This window comes from Undibacterium sp. Xuan67W, assembly GCF_049340165.1.
Lineage (GTDB): Bacteria > Pseudomonadota > Gammaproteobacteria > Burkholderiales > Burkholderiaceae_D > Undibacterium.
This window is the reverse complement of the sequence record NZ_JBMPPN010000027.1, coordinates 1-15,424: the sequence shown is the minus strand read 5'-3', so window position 1 is coordinate 15,424 and position 15,424 is coordinate 1. Positions and strand designations below refer to the sequence as shown.

General features: G+C 47.2%; 14 protein-coding genes. 9 read left to right on the top strand and 5 right to left on the bottom strand.

Annotated elements, in window-relative coordinates; translation table 11 throughout:
* Positions 1-83 precede the first annotated feature (83 nt).
* Together ACO0LE_RS18125 and ACO0LE_RS18120 are read left to right on the top strand one after the other, a co-directional pair.
* Positions 84-1,667: an ABC transporter substrate-binding protein gene (locus ACO0LE_RS18125; protein ID WP_422961742.1), complete on the top strand. Its 1,584-nt coding sequence runs from the start codon at positions 84-86 to the stop codon at positions 1,665-1,667.
* A gap of 101 nt (positions 1,668-1,768) precedes the next feature.
* Positions 1,769-2,596 (top strand): class II glutamine amidotransferase, encoded by an 828-nt coding sequence (locus tag ACO0LE_RS18120; protein WP_422961741.1) that lies wholly within the window; start codon positions 1,769-1,771, stop codon positions 2,594-2,596.
* A gap of 146 nt (positions 2,597-2,742) precedes the next feature.
* Here the strand turns inward: ACO0LE_RS18120 and ACO0LE_RS18115 are convergent, their stop codons facing one another.
* The 3 genes from ACO0LE_RS18115 to ACO0LE_RS18105 all read right to left on the bottom strand — a co-directional run bounded on the left by ACO0LE_RS18115 (position 2,743) and on the right by ACO0LE_RS18105 (position 6,899).
* Positions 2,743-4,362 carry a thioredoxin family protein gene (locus ACO0LE_RS18115; RefSeq protein WP_422961740.1) on the bottom strand — a complete coding sequence of 540 codons (1,620 nt, stop codon included), beginning with the start codon at positions 4,360-4,362 and terminating at the stop codon, positions 2,743-2,745.
* Positions 4,363-4,608: 246 nt separating this feature from the next.
* Positions 4,609-5,031: an energy transducer TonB gene (locus tag ACO0LE_RS18110; protein ID WP_422961739.1), complete on the bottom strand. Its 423-nt coding sequence runs from the start codon at positions 5,029-5,031 to the stop codon at positions 4,609-4,611.
* A 521-nt stretch (positions 5,032-5,552) separates the two neighbouring features.
* Entirely contained in the window at positions 5,553-6,899 is a 1,347-nt protein-coding gene (locus ACO0LE_RS18105) for an MFS transporter (protein ID WP_422961738.1), read from the bottom strand.
* Positions 6,900-7,039: 140 nt separating this feature from the next.
* On the opposite strand from ACO0LE_RS18105, the gene cyoA reads away from it, so the two are divergent.
* The 7 genes from cyoA (at position 7,040) to ACO0LE_RS18070 (ending at position 14,086) form a co-directional block, all read left to right on the top strand.
* Positions 7,040-8,104 carry a ubiquinol oxidase subunit II gene (cyoA, locus tag ACO0LE_RS18100; protein ID WP_422961737.1) on the top strand — a complete coding sequence of 355 codons (1,065 nt, stop codon included), beginning with the start codon at positions 7,040-7,042 and terminating at the stop codon, positions 8,102-8,104.
* Between the two features lie 2 nt (positions 8,105-8,106).
* Complete coding sequence (gene cyoB / locus ACO0LE_RS18095; RefSeq protein ID WP_422961736.1) at positions 8,107-10,125, top strand: cytochrome o ubiquinol oxidase subunit I; 2,019 nt, start codon at positions 8,107-8,109, stop codon at positions 10,123-10,125.
* Between the two features lie 61 nt (positions 10,126-10,186).
* The gene (gene cyoC / locus ACO0LE_RS18090; RefSeq protein ID WP_422961764.1) at positions 10,187-10,783 is read left to right on the top strand and encodes a cytochrome o ubiquinol oxidase subunit III; all 597 of its coding nucleotides are present in this window, start codon (positions 10,187-10,189) and stop codon (positions 10,781-10,783) included.
* On the top strand, positions 10,780-11,283 hold the full coding sequence (cyoD, locus tag ACO0LE_RS18085; RefSeq protein ID WP_422961735.1) for a cytochrome o ubiquinol oxidase subunit IV: 504 nt from the start codon (positions 10,780-10,782) through the stop codon (positions 11,281-11,283). The genes cyoC and cyoD overlap by 4 nt, the downstream gene beginning before the upstream one ends.
* A complete protein-coding gene (locus tag ACO0LE_RS18080) occupies positions 11,280-12,152 on the top strand; it encodes an SURF1 family protein (RefSeq protein WP_422961734.1) in 873 nt (290 codons plus the stop codon). Before cyoD ends, ACO0LE_RS18080 begins: the two co-directional genes overlap by 4 nt.
* 54 nt (positions 12,153-12,206) lie before the next feature.
* Positions 12,207-13,532 carry an ATP-binding protein gene (locus tag ACO0LE_RS18075; protein WP_422961733.1) on the top strand — a complete coding sequence of 442 codons (1,326 nt, stop codon included), beginning with the start codon at positions 12,207-12,209 and terminating at the stop codon, positions 13,530-13,532.
* A gap of 17 nt (positions 13,533-13,549) precedes the next feature.
* Positions 13,550-14,086 carry a response regulator transcription factor gene (locus ACO0LE_RS18070; protein WP_422961732.1) on the top strand — a complete coding sequence of 179 codons (537 nt, stop codon included), beginning with the start codon at positions 13,550-13,552 and terminating at the stop codon, positions 14,084-14,086.
* 123 nt (positions 14,087-14,209) lie between these two features.
* Here ACO0LE_RS18070 and ACO0LE_RS18065 read toward each other — a convergent pair whose 3' ends face one another.
* Positions 14,210-14,761 carry a fasciclin domain-containing protein gene (locus ACO0LE_RS18065; RefSeq protein WP_422961731.1) on the bottom strand — a complete coding sequence of 184 codons (552 nt, stop codon included), beginning with the start codon at positions 14,759-14,761 and terminating at the stop codon, positions 14,210-14,212.
* Positions 14,762-15,330: 569 nt separating this feature from the next.
* On the bottom strand, positions 15,331-15,424 hold a 94-nt coding region (locus ACO0LE_RS18060), incomplete at its 5' end, for an IS3 family transposase (protein WP_422961654.1).

Below are 15,424 nucleotides of genomic sequence, written 5' to 3'. Positions count from 1 at the left end.
TAAGCAAGACCTACTATCGCTTTTTTGAACGCAGCGTGGCACCAAAGAGGCGTTCAGGCATTTTTAAGACACGGAGTAATACCATGCGTTTATTCGCACGCACGACATTGATCGCTTTAAGCACGGCCAGCGCATTGCTGTTTGGCGCAACCTGGACAAGTCATAGCGAGGCCGCTGATTTGCATATAGGCTTATCGGCTGATGTAACCTCATTTGATCCGCACTACGTCAATAGCGGACCTAATAATTCTTTTGCTTTTCACGTGTTCGATGCATTGGTCAATGTCGACGCCAACGGCAATCTCGTGCCTGGATTGGCGACATCCTGGAAGGCAATCGATCCATTAACCTGGGAGTTCAAATTACGTCATGGCGTAAAATTTCATGACGGATCGGAGCTGACGTCGGCTGACGTCATTTTCTCACTGGATCGCCCGGCCACACTGCTCACTAGCCCTGGTCCTTTCACCAGCTACACCAGACAAATCGTCGGCAAGCAAGCCGTCGATGCCTATACCATTCGCTTAAAAACAGCAACGCCTTACGGGCCGCTGCCATTGGATGTTAATTCGATCTTTATCGTCTCGAAAAAAATTACTCAAACAGCGAGTACTGATGATTTCAATAGCGGCAAAGCCATGATCGGCACCGGCCCGTTTAAATTCGTCAAAGCCAAACGTGGCGAGAGTATTGAGCTGATTCGCAATGATCAGTATTGGGGTGAAAAACCCACTTGGGACAAAGTGACTTTTCGCATACTGACCAGCGGCGCGCCACGCATTGCCGCCTTGCTGGCGGGAGATGTAGACGCCATCGACGGCGTGCCGCCTGCAGACCTGCCAAAGCTGAAAACGAACCCTAAGATCAAGTTAGAACAAAAAATTTCCTGGCGGACGATTTTCTGGCACCTGGATCAACAGACGCGCGTATCACCTTACATAACGGACAAGGCTGGCAAACCTCTGCCGAATAATCCCTTTCATGATATCCGCGTACGTAAAGCGATTTCCAAAGCAATCAATCGTCAGGCCCTAAGCGATCGCATCTTAGAAGGCCTTGCCGTCCCCGCATCGAATATCGTGGCACCGGGTATCCTCGGCTACGACGACAGCTTAAAGATCGAAGCCTACGATCCGGAAGGTGCAAAAAAATTACTCACAGAAGCAGGCTACCCAAACGGTTTCTCTCTGACGCTGCATGGCCCGAATAATCGCTACATCAACGATGAGCAAGTAGTACAGACTGTCGCTCAATTCCTGAGCAAAATCGGCATACAAACCAAAATTGAAACCTTACCAATGACCGTATATCTGCCAAGAGCCGCTAAAAGCGAGTTCAGCATGTCGTTACTCGGCTGGGGCACTCTGGCTGGCGATTTTGCACTTCGGACGGTTACCGGGACAGTGAATCCAGAAACTGGCTGGGGAAGCTGGAATTGGGGGAAATATAGCAATATCGCTTTAGATAACCTCATCCGCAATTCGCTGGGATCCGTTGAGGACAGCAAACGCCGGGACTTCGCAAAAAAAGCCATGGGACTTGCAATGAGAGACTACGCAGTAATTCCATTACATCACCAGTACGCAACCTGGGCGTTGCGAAAAGGCCTCAAATATACGGCAAGAACCGACGAATTTACCTTCGCACAGAACTTCAAAGTCGAATAAATGAAAAATAATTGCAATTAAGTGTAAATAATTTACACCTTACTTCACAGCAAGAGTATTTTAGAAGTAGTACTTTGTTTTTAGTGTCAGGATAGCAGGCGATGTGTCAGTTACTCGGAATGAATTGCAATAACCCCGCTGAGATCACCTTCTCGTTTGAAGGATTTTCAGCGCGTGGCGGCCTGACGGATGAACACAAGGATGGTTGGGGTATCGCCTTTTATCACGGCTCTGGTTGCCGCTTATTCACTGATCACCTGTCTTCCATCACCTCGCCTCTGGCCGAGATGATCAAACGCAATCCCATCAAATCCTGCAACGTCATTGCGCATATACGCAAAGCGACTCAGGGCACAATCATTCTGGAAAATAATCATCCCTTTATGCGTGAGCTATGGGGGCGGTACTGGATCTTTGCCCACAATGGTGATCTGAAAAATTTCCATCCCGAATTACAAGGCCTCTACCATCCGGTTGGTGAAACCGATAGTGAATGGGCGTTCTGCTATCTAATGGAAGGCCTGCGTACGCGCTTTCCAGATGCCAGCGCACAGACCATTCCAGAATCAGATGTCCTGTTCGATGCAATCACCGATATCACGCGGGAAATCGCCTCGCACGGGGTATTCAACTTTATGCTGTCCAACGGCGATGCTCTTTTTGCACACTGCTCCACCAACTTACACTATGTCGTGCGTGAGTATCCATTCTCTACCGCGGCCTTGATCGACTGCGACAAGAGCATCGATTTTAGTCAATTTAATAAACCTGACGATAAAATCGCCGTGATTGCTACCAAACCACTCACATCCGATGAAGCATGGTCCGCATTCCACCCGGGTGAACTGAAAATGTTCCTTGCAGGCCATCCGGCGAAAGGTATTTTGGTTCCAGTGGCTATTAGTGAACCAGTTCCAGAAATGGTTTAAGCATTCAATGTTATTGCAGTCGCGCATAAAAACACGGTATGCCCATATATAAATAATACTAAAAGCGCCTTTCAGCACTTGCCTGAAGATAAAAAAACAGCTCACATGCTTTTCAGCGTGTGAGCTGTTTTTTTATCAGGAGTGTCTCAAGATTTAGCGTTGCTCAGAACAGCCTGACATGCTGCCCGTTGCGGATCATTTGCCGGCAATTTTGCACAAATGCCGTCGAGTTGTGTGCGGATTTTTTGGAAAGATGCTTGATGTTTGCCATCCTTATTCCATTCCAATAGCTTCTTTCCCATACGATCCAGATAGGCGCGGTTACGCTCATAAAATGCGTTTTCGGTAGTGCCAATTTCTGCCAGTACGCTCTGCACTGCTTTTTCTATGCGTGCATCTTCCAATGCCGCCAATTCTGTCAAACCACTGACATAACTGGAGCCCCACTGCAAACGCGTTGCAGGACCTTTGGCAGCATTATAGGCTTGCTCATACCAGTTCACGGCGGCAGCTTTATCACCGCGCTTCTTGGCATTCGACGCTAAGCTGGACATGAAATAATATGGCGAATGTGAGCGCTTTAATTCTGCCTTCAGCAGATTGTCAGACTCATCCAGCATTCCCGCAGAGCCATACGCATGCGCAGCAGCATTCACGACCGATTGACGCTCATACGCATCTGTCGTCGCCTGCTCAATCTGCGTTACACGTTTTTGAATATCTTTCAGAAAACCAGGCTCAGGTTTGGCGTTATCTAATTTAGCCAGCGTCGCTAAACCATTGACGGCACCTAAACGATCCGTTTTTGACAGGGTTGTGTCATCGGCCAGTTTAAGCAAAGCGGCATTCAGTGCCGCAATCAACTTACTTCTGGTATCGGTTTTAGGTGCGCTGAGATAATCCAGTAACTCAGCGGGACTACCGGTGACGATGTCCATATTATCCCTGGCGAGATGAGTATCTCCCAATGCCTTAATCACCTTCTCCACCGCTACAGTCTTGTCAATACTGTTCTGTCCCGGCGGTGTCGAAGCACTCACCGACAAGGCTTTTAAGTATAAGCGGGTCGCATTGGGACCGGCAGGACAAAGCTCAGCCAGACGAAACAAAGTACTTGCAACGTCTTTGTTATTGACCAGCTTTTGCTCAGGATCATCCCAGGAATAATCTGCTAATAAACTCCAGTCCTCCGCGCTGACTTTTTTACTTCCGGCCAAAGCAAGCTTCAGACTGTCTTGCACTGACAAACTACTGTTCATCGCCGAAACCAGCACTTGCAAATATCGTTCAGCATCAACCTCACCAGGTAAGCGCGTGATTTCAGAACCATCCGGCTTGAACAAGATCATGGTCGGATACCCGCGCACCTTGAAGCGGGCTGCCAGTTTTTGCGCGCCTGGTGTATCACCATCCAGATACACTGGGATGAAATGACGGGAGCGGTCGATAAAATCCTGCCGATTAAAAATAGTTGCCTTGACTTGATTACAAGGCGGACACCAAACGGCTCCCCAATATAAAAACAAGGGTTTCTTCGATGCCTTCGCTTGGACAAATGCGGCGTCCACATCATTATCTTTACGCCAATCGATACCGCCTGAGTCGCTGTGACCAGTTGATGCGGCGACAGATGCTGCTGATATGGCAGGTTTGTCCACTGCAAAAACGGAATTAGCCGAACATAAAATCAGACCGGCAATAGAATTCACCAGTACGCTTGATAATGTGCGTGCAGTGCTGGCAGATACGTCAGATTGAATTTTCATGGGATCAGATGATTTGCAAAAACCAGAAGTAGTGAGTCCTTTAGTTTAGCAAATATATCAGCGACCAGGGTTCGCGATTCTCTCGGTTAAAGCAGAACATTTTCACGCATGCTTATGCGTTGATCTGCGTTGATTTGCTTTAGCCAGGTTCGCTCAAGTGTTGCATTGTTTTGCGATGATTGAGCAGAGGAAATCAGTGACGGGTAGTTTTGACAGCGATGTACAAGTTAGCGGCCAAATTGATGATCAGGTCAGGCTCCATACATATTCAATTTTTGTCCAGGCTTGCTGAGGTTTGCCATCTTTTGTCGCTGGCTTGAATTTGCATGCAGTATAAGTTTTCAAGGCTGCCTTATCCAGAGTTTTTGAGCCACTGGACTTATCAACTTTAGAGTCCATTACAGCATCATCCGGGCCGACCAAGACCGAGAAAACAACCGTACCAGATTCTTCATTCATCAAGGACGCTTTTGGATAGGCTGGTTTCTCACAGGATTGTTTTTCGAGAACAGGCACACTTTCAGAAGCAAATGCAGAAGACGCCGAAATTAAGAAGAGGGATGCGATCAGGAATTTTGTCATCATTACACCAGAAATTAAAAAATAGGAATTTGCCCTGACAACACTCGCCAAAAGCAAAGGCGCATAGTGTAACTTTTTAATTTCCACATGGCAATTATTTCCATGGGAAAATATTTTCTCATGTAAAAGAGTTTAACTCCAATGGAATATGAGAGGCTTGCATGAACCGATAAACCCGAAAAGAACAATGCGGCTTATCAGGACATCGGTGACGTTCGATTTGCCTTTTAAACAATATATAGCAGCGCCTCGCAGATGACTGAGTCCGATGCACTCATACGCCAATAGCCGGTGTTACAAGGCTTAAAAATTTGCCATAACCCGAGGCGATATGTCCGAGATGAGGTTCTTAGAAATTTTCTGGATTTAGTCCACAGTATTGATGCGCCTTCCAGAGGCATTTCACTCCAGAAGGCGCATCAATACTGCGGATTCATTGTTCGAATTATTCCATAATCCGATATTTACAGGACTGATGCAAATACTAAACCCGCGCATAACAGATACGAGTTGACACAAAAAAAAAGCAAAAGTCAGCGATTCCTGGGAATATGGAGTTTTTTAACAGTTCCCCATGTAGCGTTATAAACTCAGCTTACCTCTTCACATCAATTTTTTATTTCAAGCGCACGGTTCAAACTCAGGGCGGCCATGGAACATGCGGCACCAGACAATAAGTACAGGCTGACATACTCCAGACCAAAATGCGACGACAAGCCCAGCGCCACTAAAGGAGCAAACCCCGCACCGACCAGCCAGGAGATATCCGAAGTTAACGCAGCACCGGTGTAGCGATATTTAGGTAAAAAATTAGCCGTTACTGCTCCTGCTGCCTGACCGTAAGACAAGCCCAGCACACTAAATCCGAGCAAAATAAAGATATTTTGCCCCAGCTCGCTGCCACCCAGTAGCGTCGGCACAAATCCGCTCAACACCGCAATCATTAATGCGAGTGAGCCCAATAATTTACGGCGTCCGATACGATCTGCAATCAGGCCAGAAACAATTACTCCACCCGCCATCAATGCGGCACCAATCATTTGTATGATTAAAAAATGGCTGAGGTCACGTTGTGAATACAAGGTAATCCAGGACAACGGGAACACTGTCACCAGATGGAACAAGGCATAACTTGCCAGGGCAGCCAGCGCGCCGATCAGCAAATTACGACCTTGGGAACCAGCCATTTCTACGATGTTGGTTGGCTCCAGTTCTTTTTCATCCAGTAAGTGCGTGTATTCATTAGTGGAGACCAGTCTCAATCTGGCAAACAGCGCCACTACATTGATAGCAAAAGCGACATAAAAAGGATACCGCCAGCCCCAATCGAGAAAATCGGCAGCCGACAGATTTGCCAGAAGATACGCAAACAATCCTGCAGCAATCATAAAACCAACGGGCGCGCCCAGTTGTCCTAGCATCGCATACCAGCCGCGTTTATTCTGAGGTGCATTCAAGGCAAGCAAGGACGGCAAGCCATCCCAGGAACCGCCCAGAGCAAGCCCCTGCCCTATTCTCAGCGCAGACAGCAAGACGATCGACGTCACGCCGAGGTGGCTAAATGTCGGCAAAAACGCGATGCCCGCTGTAGAAATGCCTAACAAAAATAAGGCGATCGTCAACTTCGCTTCACGCCCAAGGCGGCGCTGTATCTCCATGAAAGCGATCGTCCCAAAAGGACGCGCCAGAAAAGCGAATGAAAAAATAACAAAAGCGTACAGCGTACCCTCGAGTCTTTGCTCAAAAGGGAAAAATACTTCTGGAAAAACCAATACCGATGCAATGGCGTACACGAAAAAATCAAAGTATTCCGATGCTCGCCCTATCACAACGCCGATCGCAATCTCTCCGGGTGCAATTGACCCGTGATCGGCTTTGGTATTTCTGGTGTTCTTTGTAGAAGAATCTATAGTGAAGTTTGATTGTTTTTCGCTGCTGCTGATAATGGTAGTCATGGTCGTCTCTGTCGTTATTGCCGGTAACTCTGCGGTTACTCATGTCTGTATGGTTAGGGTAGGACAAAACGTCCAATCGTCAATGTCCGTCACTAGAAGTACAGTAGCACAAATTTTTTTAGTATTGATATAGCTCAAAAATGACTTCACTAATAACTCGGTTCATGTTGGTTTTATTACCAACGGTCTTGCTTGCAGGCTGCAACACCGTTGTAATGAATCCTTCCGGCGATATCGCGGCACAGCAAAGCCATCTTATCTGGGTATCCACCATGCTCATGTTACTGATCATTGTTCCCGTGATCATTTTGACATTTTTATTTGCATGGCGATACAGAAAAAATAATACCGCTGCCACGTATGAGCCAGACTGGGATCATTCCACCCAGCTGGAACTCGTGATTTGGGGCGCTCCTCTGCTGATCATTATTGCGCTGGGACTGATTACCTGGATTAGCACCCATACACTAGATCCTTACCGCAAATTGTCACGCATCAGTGAAAATAAACCCATCCCTGCGGGCACCAAAACGCTGAATGTTGAAGTGGTAGCCTTGGACTGGAAATGGTTATTCATCTACCCCGACCTCGGAATCGCTACGGTGAATGAACTGGCAGCACCTGTAGATGTTCCTGTGCATTTTAAAATCACTGCATCTACTGTCATGAACTCCTTTTTCATTCCTGCCTTGGCGGGTCAGATCTACGCCATGCCCGGCATGGAAACCTCGCTGAATGCAGTGATCAATAAAGCAGGTGAGTTTGATGGTTTTTCCGCTAATTACAGTGGCGCAGGATTTTCGGACATGCGGTTCAAATTTCATGGTTTAAGCGCACAAGATTTTGATCTTTGGGTACAAAAAACCAAGGCACAAGGAAGCACGCTGGCTCGCAACGACTATCTGCAATTGGAAAAGTCTAGTCAACGCGACCCGATACGCCGCTATGCAGCCGTTGACGCGGATCTATATCACGCCATCCTGAACCGCTGTGTTGCAGATGGCGAGGTCTGTATGGACAAAATGATGATGAGCAATGCCAGCGCAAACGCAAACGCAAACGCAAAAGCCTATGCTGCATCGGGTATCAAAACCAGTTTCACTAACATGTTTGCTGAGCGCGTAAAGCAAGACAGTACGTCGCGCCTCGCATTGAATACAGATGCTGATATCTGCTCCGCATCCCCTCTTACCACCGGAAAATAAAGATGCAAGACCACATCGATCTGACAAAGTTGATTTTCGGCCGTCTCACCTGGGATGCCATCCCCTTTCACGAACCCATACTGCTCGCGACATTCATTGCGGTCGGTCTGGGCGGTGCTGCCGTTCTTGGCGCACTGACGTATTTCCGTTTGTGGGGCATGCTATGGCGTGACTGGTTCACGAGTATCGACCACAAACGTATCGGCATCATGTATGTAATTTTTGCTTTGGTGATGCTACTGCGTGGCTTTGCAGACGCCATCATGATGCGTCTGCAGCAAGCGCTGGCATTCGGTGATTCCGCCGGTTTTTTGCCACCACATCACTATGACCAGATCTTTACGGCGCATGGCGTGATCATGATTTTTTTCGTGGCGATGCCTTTGGTCACCGGACTGATGAACTATGTAGTACCGTTGCAGATTGGTGCACGCGATGTGGCGTTCCCTTTCCTAAACAACTTCAGCTTCTGGATGACCGCATTCGGCGGCGGCCTGGTGATGGCGTCACTGTTTGTAGGTGAGTTTGCCCGTACCGGCTGGCTGGCTTATCCGCCGCTGTCCGGGATTCTGGCAAGCCCGGATGTCGGCGTTGATTACTACATCTGGTCACTACAGATTGCTGGTGTTGGCACACTGCTCTCAGGGATTAACCTGATAGCGACGATCGTAAAAATGCGTGCCCCTGGCATGACGATGATGAAGATGCCCGTATTTACTTGGACTGCGCTGTGCACCAACGTACTGATTGTTGCTGCCTTCCCGGTCCTGACTGCGGTGCTGGGTATGTTGTCACTGGATCGTATGTTCGGCACCAACTTCTTCACTAACGACATGGGCGGCAACGCCATGATGTATGTGAATCTGATCTGGATCTGGGGTCATCCTGAAGTCTATATTCTGGTCTTGCCAGCGTTCGGTATTTTCTCTGAAATCGTGTCGACCTTTTGTAGTAAGCGTTTGTTCGGCTATACCTCCATGGTCTATGCAACCGTGGTGATTACGATCTTGTCTTACCTGGTATGGCTGCATCACTTCTTTACCATGGGATCTGGCGCGAGTGTCAATTCGTTCTTCGGCATCACGACCATGATTATTTCTATCCCGACCGGTGCGAAGATATTTAACTGGCTGTTCACAATGTACCGTGGCCGTATTCGCTTTGAATTACCAATGTTATGGACTATCGGCTTTATGATCACTTTCGTCATCGGCGGCATGACAGGCGTGTTGTTAGCCGTGCCGCCAGCCGATTTCGTTCTGCATAATAGTCTGTTCCTGATCGCTCACTTCCATAACGTGATTATTGGTGGCGTATTGTTCGGCATGTTCGCCGGAATTAACTACTGGTTCCCAAAAGCGTTTGGTTACAAACTCGATGATTTCTGGGGCAAATGCTGCTTCTGGTTCTGGACGATCGGTTTCTACTTCGCTTTCATGCCCTTATATGTACTCGGCCTGATGGGTGTGACACGACGCCTGAGCCATTTTGAAGATCCCACTTTGCAAATCTGGTTCCAGATCGCTGCATTCGGTGCTTTCTTGATTGCTTTGGGTATCGCCTCCTTCATCATTCAGTTGTATGTCAGCTTTAAACGTCGCGCCTCATTGCGTGACTTTACTGGTGATCCTTGGGGTGGTCGTACGCTGGAATGGTCAACATCATCTCCACCACCAGCCTATAACTTTGCGTTCACACCTAAAGTTTATGACAACGATGCATGGGCTGATATGAAAAGCAATCAATACGCTCGTCCTCAAGATGGTTTTGTCGCGATTCATATGCCAAAGAACACGGGCGCTGGTTTCATCATCGCCTTGCTGAGTGCGGCATGTGGTTTTGCCCTGATCTGGCAAATGTGGTTGCTGGCAAGCCTGGGTTTTGCCGCAATGATGGTGGCGATTATTGTTCACACTTTCAATTACAAACGTGACTACTACATCCCTGCTGCTGATGTCGTCGCGACAGAAGGCGAACGTACCCGCTTGTTAGGTATCGGCCAAGGTGCGAGCTATGTCTAATACGGTAACTTTTCCAAACGAGGACACAAACTTGAACAACAGTGTAACTTCACACGCAAGCATGCATGCCAGCAGTGACTTCTATGTCAAAGAGCATCATCCGGAAAACGGCACTTTGCTAGGCTTCTGGCTTTATCTAATGAGTGACTGTCTGATTTTCGCCTGCCTGTTTGCAACCTATGCTGTACTCGGTCGCAACTATGCAGGTGGCCCTACAGGAGCAGAACTATTTGATCTCCCGCTGGTTGCTGTCAATACGTCGCTGCTCTTGCTATCTTCGATCACCTATGGCTTTGCCATGTTGGAAATGCAGCGTAAGCGCGTTCCAGCCACATTGATCTGGCTTGCCATTACCGGTTTGCTTGGAGCCTGTTTTATTGGCTTTGAGCTGTATGAATTTGTACATCTGATCCATGAAGGCGCCGGTCCTCAACATAGCGGCTTCCTGACCTCGTTCTTCGCCTTAGTTGGTACACATGGCTTGCACGTCACCTTCGGTATTGTCTGGCTGATTACATTGATGTTCCAGATCGGTCGTCATGGCCTTATCCCAGAAAACGGCAGAAGATTGATGTGCCTGTCTATGTTTTGGCATTTTCTTGATGTGGTCTGGATCGGCGTCTTTACCTTTGTTTATTTGATGGGAGTCTTGCCATGAGCGCAAACCAAGAACACATGGCGCATGTCCACGACAACAGCGGTCATCACGACGGGCATCATGAACATGGTCACATGCATGCCGATCACGGCAGTTTGAAAAGCTATGCCACAGGATTTATCCTGGCAGTGATTTTGACGGCAATCCCATTCTGGTTAGTTATGGGCAAGGTTTTTGATAAATCAAGTACGACCGGATTTATTCTCCTCGGATTTGCGGCAGTACAGATCGTGGTACATATGGTGTATTTCCTGCACATGAATACCAGGTCCGAAGGTGGCTGGTCAATGCTGGCGCTGCTTTTCACCGGCATGCTGGTCTTCATTATGATGAGCGGTTCGCTATGGGTGATGTACCACTTAAATCACAATATGATGCCTGGCATGATGCACGACACCATGCAAGAAACTAAGCCGGAGTCTGTGGTCAGTCCGGTAGCGCCACCAGCTATACCTAAGCAGCCAGCAGATGATATGAAGACTATGCGCTCTATGCCATGAGTCTTATCGAGTCACCCTCGGCCATACCAAGCGACGGATTTACGATAAAGAGAAATCCATCATCTTCATCCGGCGCTTGGAGGTGGTGGATCTTATGTACCCTCGTCGCAATAACACTTGGATTTATAGTATTAGGAACTTGGCAGATATATCGCTTACAGTGGAAACTGGACCTGATACAAAGAGTAGAACAGCGCGTTCATGCGCCTGCACAAGATGCTCCTACCTGTAATACTGCATCAACGATCACAGCAAAATCCGACGAGTACCGGCATGTCCGTGTCAGCGGTAACTTTGCAGGTTCAAACACAACACGCAACATTCTCGTACTCGCCTCCACAGAACTGGGTCGCGGCTACTGGGTCATCACACCGTTCGAGATCAGTAAAGAATGCATCGTTCTTATTAATCGTGGTTTTGTGTCGGAAAAAAATGCTGCAATCTTGCAACAGGAATCTGTAAAAAATTCTTCGCCGCCCATCAAGGTAGCAAGCGACCAGACTTCCTCTTCAAATAAAATCGTAGTCACGGGACTACTACGAATCAGCGAACCGGACGGTACTTTTTTACGAGCAAATAAACCGGCAGAACATCGCTGGTATTCCCGCGATGTCAAAGCAATGGCAGCCTCGTTTGCGATGAGCCATGTTGCTCCTTATTTCATTGACATGGATGCGACGCCGGAGGCGAAAGCATTCGCCAATACGGTACCCGGCGCAACTCCCGCAGGTGGTTTAACCGTCATTCAATTTCATAACAACCATCTGGTCTATGCAATCGTCTGGTACCTGCTAGCACTGATGACCTGTTTCGCTTGTTTCATTCTGGTTCGCCAGAAAAGTAATCATGGTGATTCAGTGCTGAGCTAGTAAAATCATTGAATGCCGCCGGGCGACAACCAATCTCTGTGGAGCATCATCTGCATGATCAATTACATCGGCTTGTCTGAAAAACCAAGAGTCAAGGAAACTCAACAAGCCATCGCCAAAGATTACGAAAACTCCGCGGGTCATAAAAATATGCTGCAACTCATTCAGTTACGCTGGATGGCAGTATTGGGACAACTATCGACTATTTTTATCGTCAGTGTCGAATTCAATATCCATTTGCCGATTTTAAAAATGCTGTTCGTGCTGATCTGCTTAATTGCCTTCAATATCGCCAGTCATCTGCGGTGGCACGAGCGCTCGGTCGTGAGTAACGGTGAGTTATTGTTTGCGCTGCTGGTCGATGTTGCCAGCTTGACCGCACAGCTGTATCTGAGTGGCGGAACGACCAATCCCTTTTGTCTGCTGTATCTCTTACAGGTCATATTAAGTGCCGTCTTGCTGGAGGCATGGTCGAGCTGGATCATTGCGATGATCTCCAGCGCGTGCCTGGCAGGCCTTTCCACTTTTTCTATCCCCCTGCCCCTCCCGGTTGCAGAAAATGGCGGACTGTCAAAACTTTATATCGCAGGCATGATTATTTGTTTTGTGTTGAATGCCGCACTCTTAGTATTTTTTATTCAACGCATTTCACGCAACCTTCAGGCTCGGGATATTCAACTCGCCGATCTGCGTCAGCAATCGGCTGAAGAAAACCATATTGTCCGCATGGGGCTATTGGCATCCGGTGCAGCTCATGAATTAGGCACGCCACTCGCCACTCTGTCAGTCATTCTCGGCGACTGGAAACGAATGCCTGAATTAAGCAAAAATACCGAACTAATCGAAGAAATCAGCGAAATGCAAACTCAACTGCAGCGCTGTAAAAGTATCGTGAGCGGCATCTTGCTCTCTGCCGGCGAAGCACGGGGAGAGTCTGCGATCAAAACCACGATGACGACCTTTTTAAATGAACTAGTGCAGGAATTCACGACTACCCGGCATCCTGTCGGTTTTGAGTTTCTCAACAATATCGGTAACGATATCGCCATCGTTTTTGATACCGCGTTAAAGCAAATGCTCTATAACGTTCTAGATAACGCATTAGAAGCATCGCCAGATTGGTTACGATTCGAAATTAAGCGGCAAAACGACATGCTGATCTTCACAGTCACCGATTCAGGCCATGGATTTTCGCCCTCGATACTACCCAGAATCGGAGAACCTTATCAATCAACGAAAGCACAACCAGGCAGCGGATTAGGACTATTTTTTGTAACGAATGTGGCACGAAAATTAGGCGGCAGTATGCGTGTACACAATCGTACCGAAGGAGGCGCCGTAGTCGAACTTACTCTGCCGCTCTCAGCGATCATGCTTTAAAAAAACTGGAAGAATTTATGTCTGATAATCGTCAACTGCTTATTATTGAGGACGATACCGCATTCGCAAAAACCCTGACGCGTTCATTTGAGCGACGCCAGTATATGGTGCTGCATGCCACCAGTTTTGAAGATGCTGAACAATTATTAAAAACGCATACACCGGCATACGCGGTAGTAGATCTCAAACTCAACGGCCATTCATCCGGTCTGGCTTGCGTTCAGCTATTGCACCATCACAATCCTGCGATGTTGATTGTGGTACTCACAGGATTTGCTAGTATTGCGACTGCTGTTGAGGCCGTCAAATTAGGTGCCTGTCAATATCTGTCCAAGCCATCAAATACCGACGATATTGAAGCAGCTTTCGGTCATATTGCTGGCGCAGCTGAAGTGGAACTGACGAATCGTTCTACATCGATCAAAAACCTGGAATGGGAAAGAATTCATGAGGTTCTGGCAGAAACCGATTTTAATATATCTGAAACAGCCAGACGATTGGGCATGCATCGGCGCACACTGGCACGCAAGCTGGAAAAGCAAAGAATTAAATAACTCTGCACGTTCGCAATTAGTCAGCGATGACAATATGCTCTTAATATGAAGCGCCTGACGTAAAAACACCGGACAAATCATCCGGTGTTTTTTGGACGTCGAGGTCTTACGAGCTAGGGCAAGCTACTTAGGCATCAATACAGTATCAATAACATTGATCACACCATTAGACTGATATACATCGTAGGTACTGATGTTGGCGACATTGCCGTTGTCGTCTTTGACGGCAATATTATGTGAGCCATTCATCATGAATTTCAATTTACCACCGCTTACGGTATCCATTTCTGCAACACCACCTTGCTTTTTAATCTGAGCGGCAATACTCATAAAGTCATGCTTGCCTGGCACTACATGGTAGGTCAGAATTTTAGTCAGCGTCGCCTTGTTTTCCGGCTTCACCAAAGTTTCTACCGTCCCGGCTGGTAGCTTAGCAAATGCGGCATTCGTCGGTGCAAACACCGTGAACGGACCTTTACTCTTCAATGTATCAACCAGACCTGCAGCTTTGACTGCGGCGACTAATGTTGTGTGATCGGCAGAATTCACCGCATTGTCGATGATGTCCTTGTTTGCCAGCATACTCTGACCACCCACCATGACATCAGCTGCATTGCTTAGCGCAGTTGCCGCCATTGCTGCCGCAAAGATAAAAGCGAAATTGAATTTGAGCATGATCGTTTCCTTATAAAGTAAATGCGAGATCGCACAATCTTCTACGGGAACTTTTGATCATCGGATTCAAGAAAATCAATCTAAGGACCACTTTCATGAAATTCATTTGAGATGTATTTCAGCGGCAGGGTCAATTTTCCAAACAACAGTCGCGAACAAACATACGTAAACAGGCAATCCTTCAAATTCTTTCCCGCGGTCAGGCACCATTACTATCAAAATCACTGTTATATAAATTTAATTAGTATTCAAATGGTATTCTTACCACATTAACAGACCGCATTACATACATGCATTTTTTGGTAACAGTCGAGTCACTTTGAAATTGTTTTTCATCCCCAACAATATTCGACTACCAAACCGAGGAAAACAAACTGTTAGACCCAAAAAAAAATGAAAAAAGTGAACCGACTAATGCGGATAATACTGCGAATACAACCAGTAATTTCAGATACAACAAAACGGTTGAAATTGCCATTGTCAGCAACAATCCAAGAAAAAGAGCGACAGCACTTTTCTTAAATGTTGTCATTGGAACTCTGGACTTCCCCTAATTTCGTAGACAACTCTTAACTTCCAAATTGTTGTTGCTCGAAAGCTAGGGGACTCATCTGATTCAAATGACTATGTCGCCGTTTGCGATTGTAGAACACTTCGATGTAA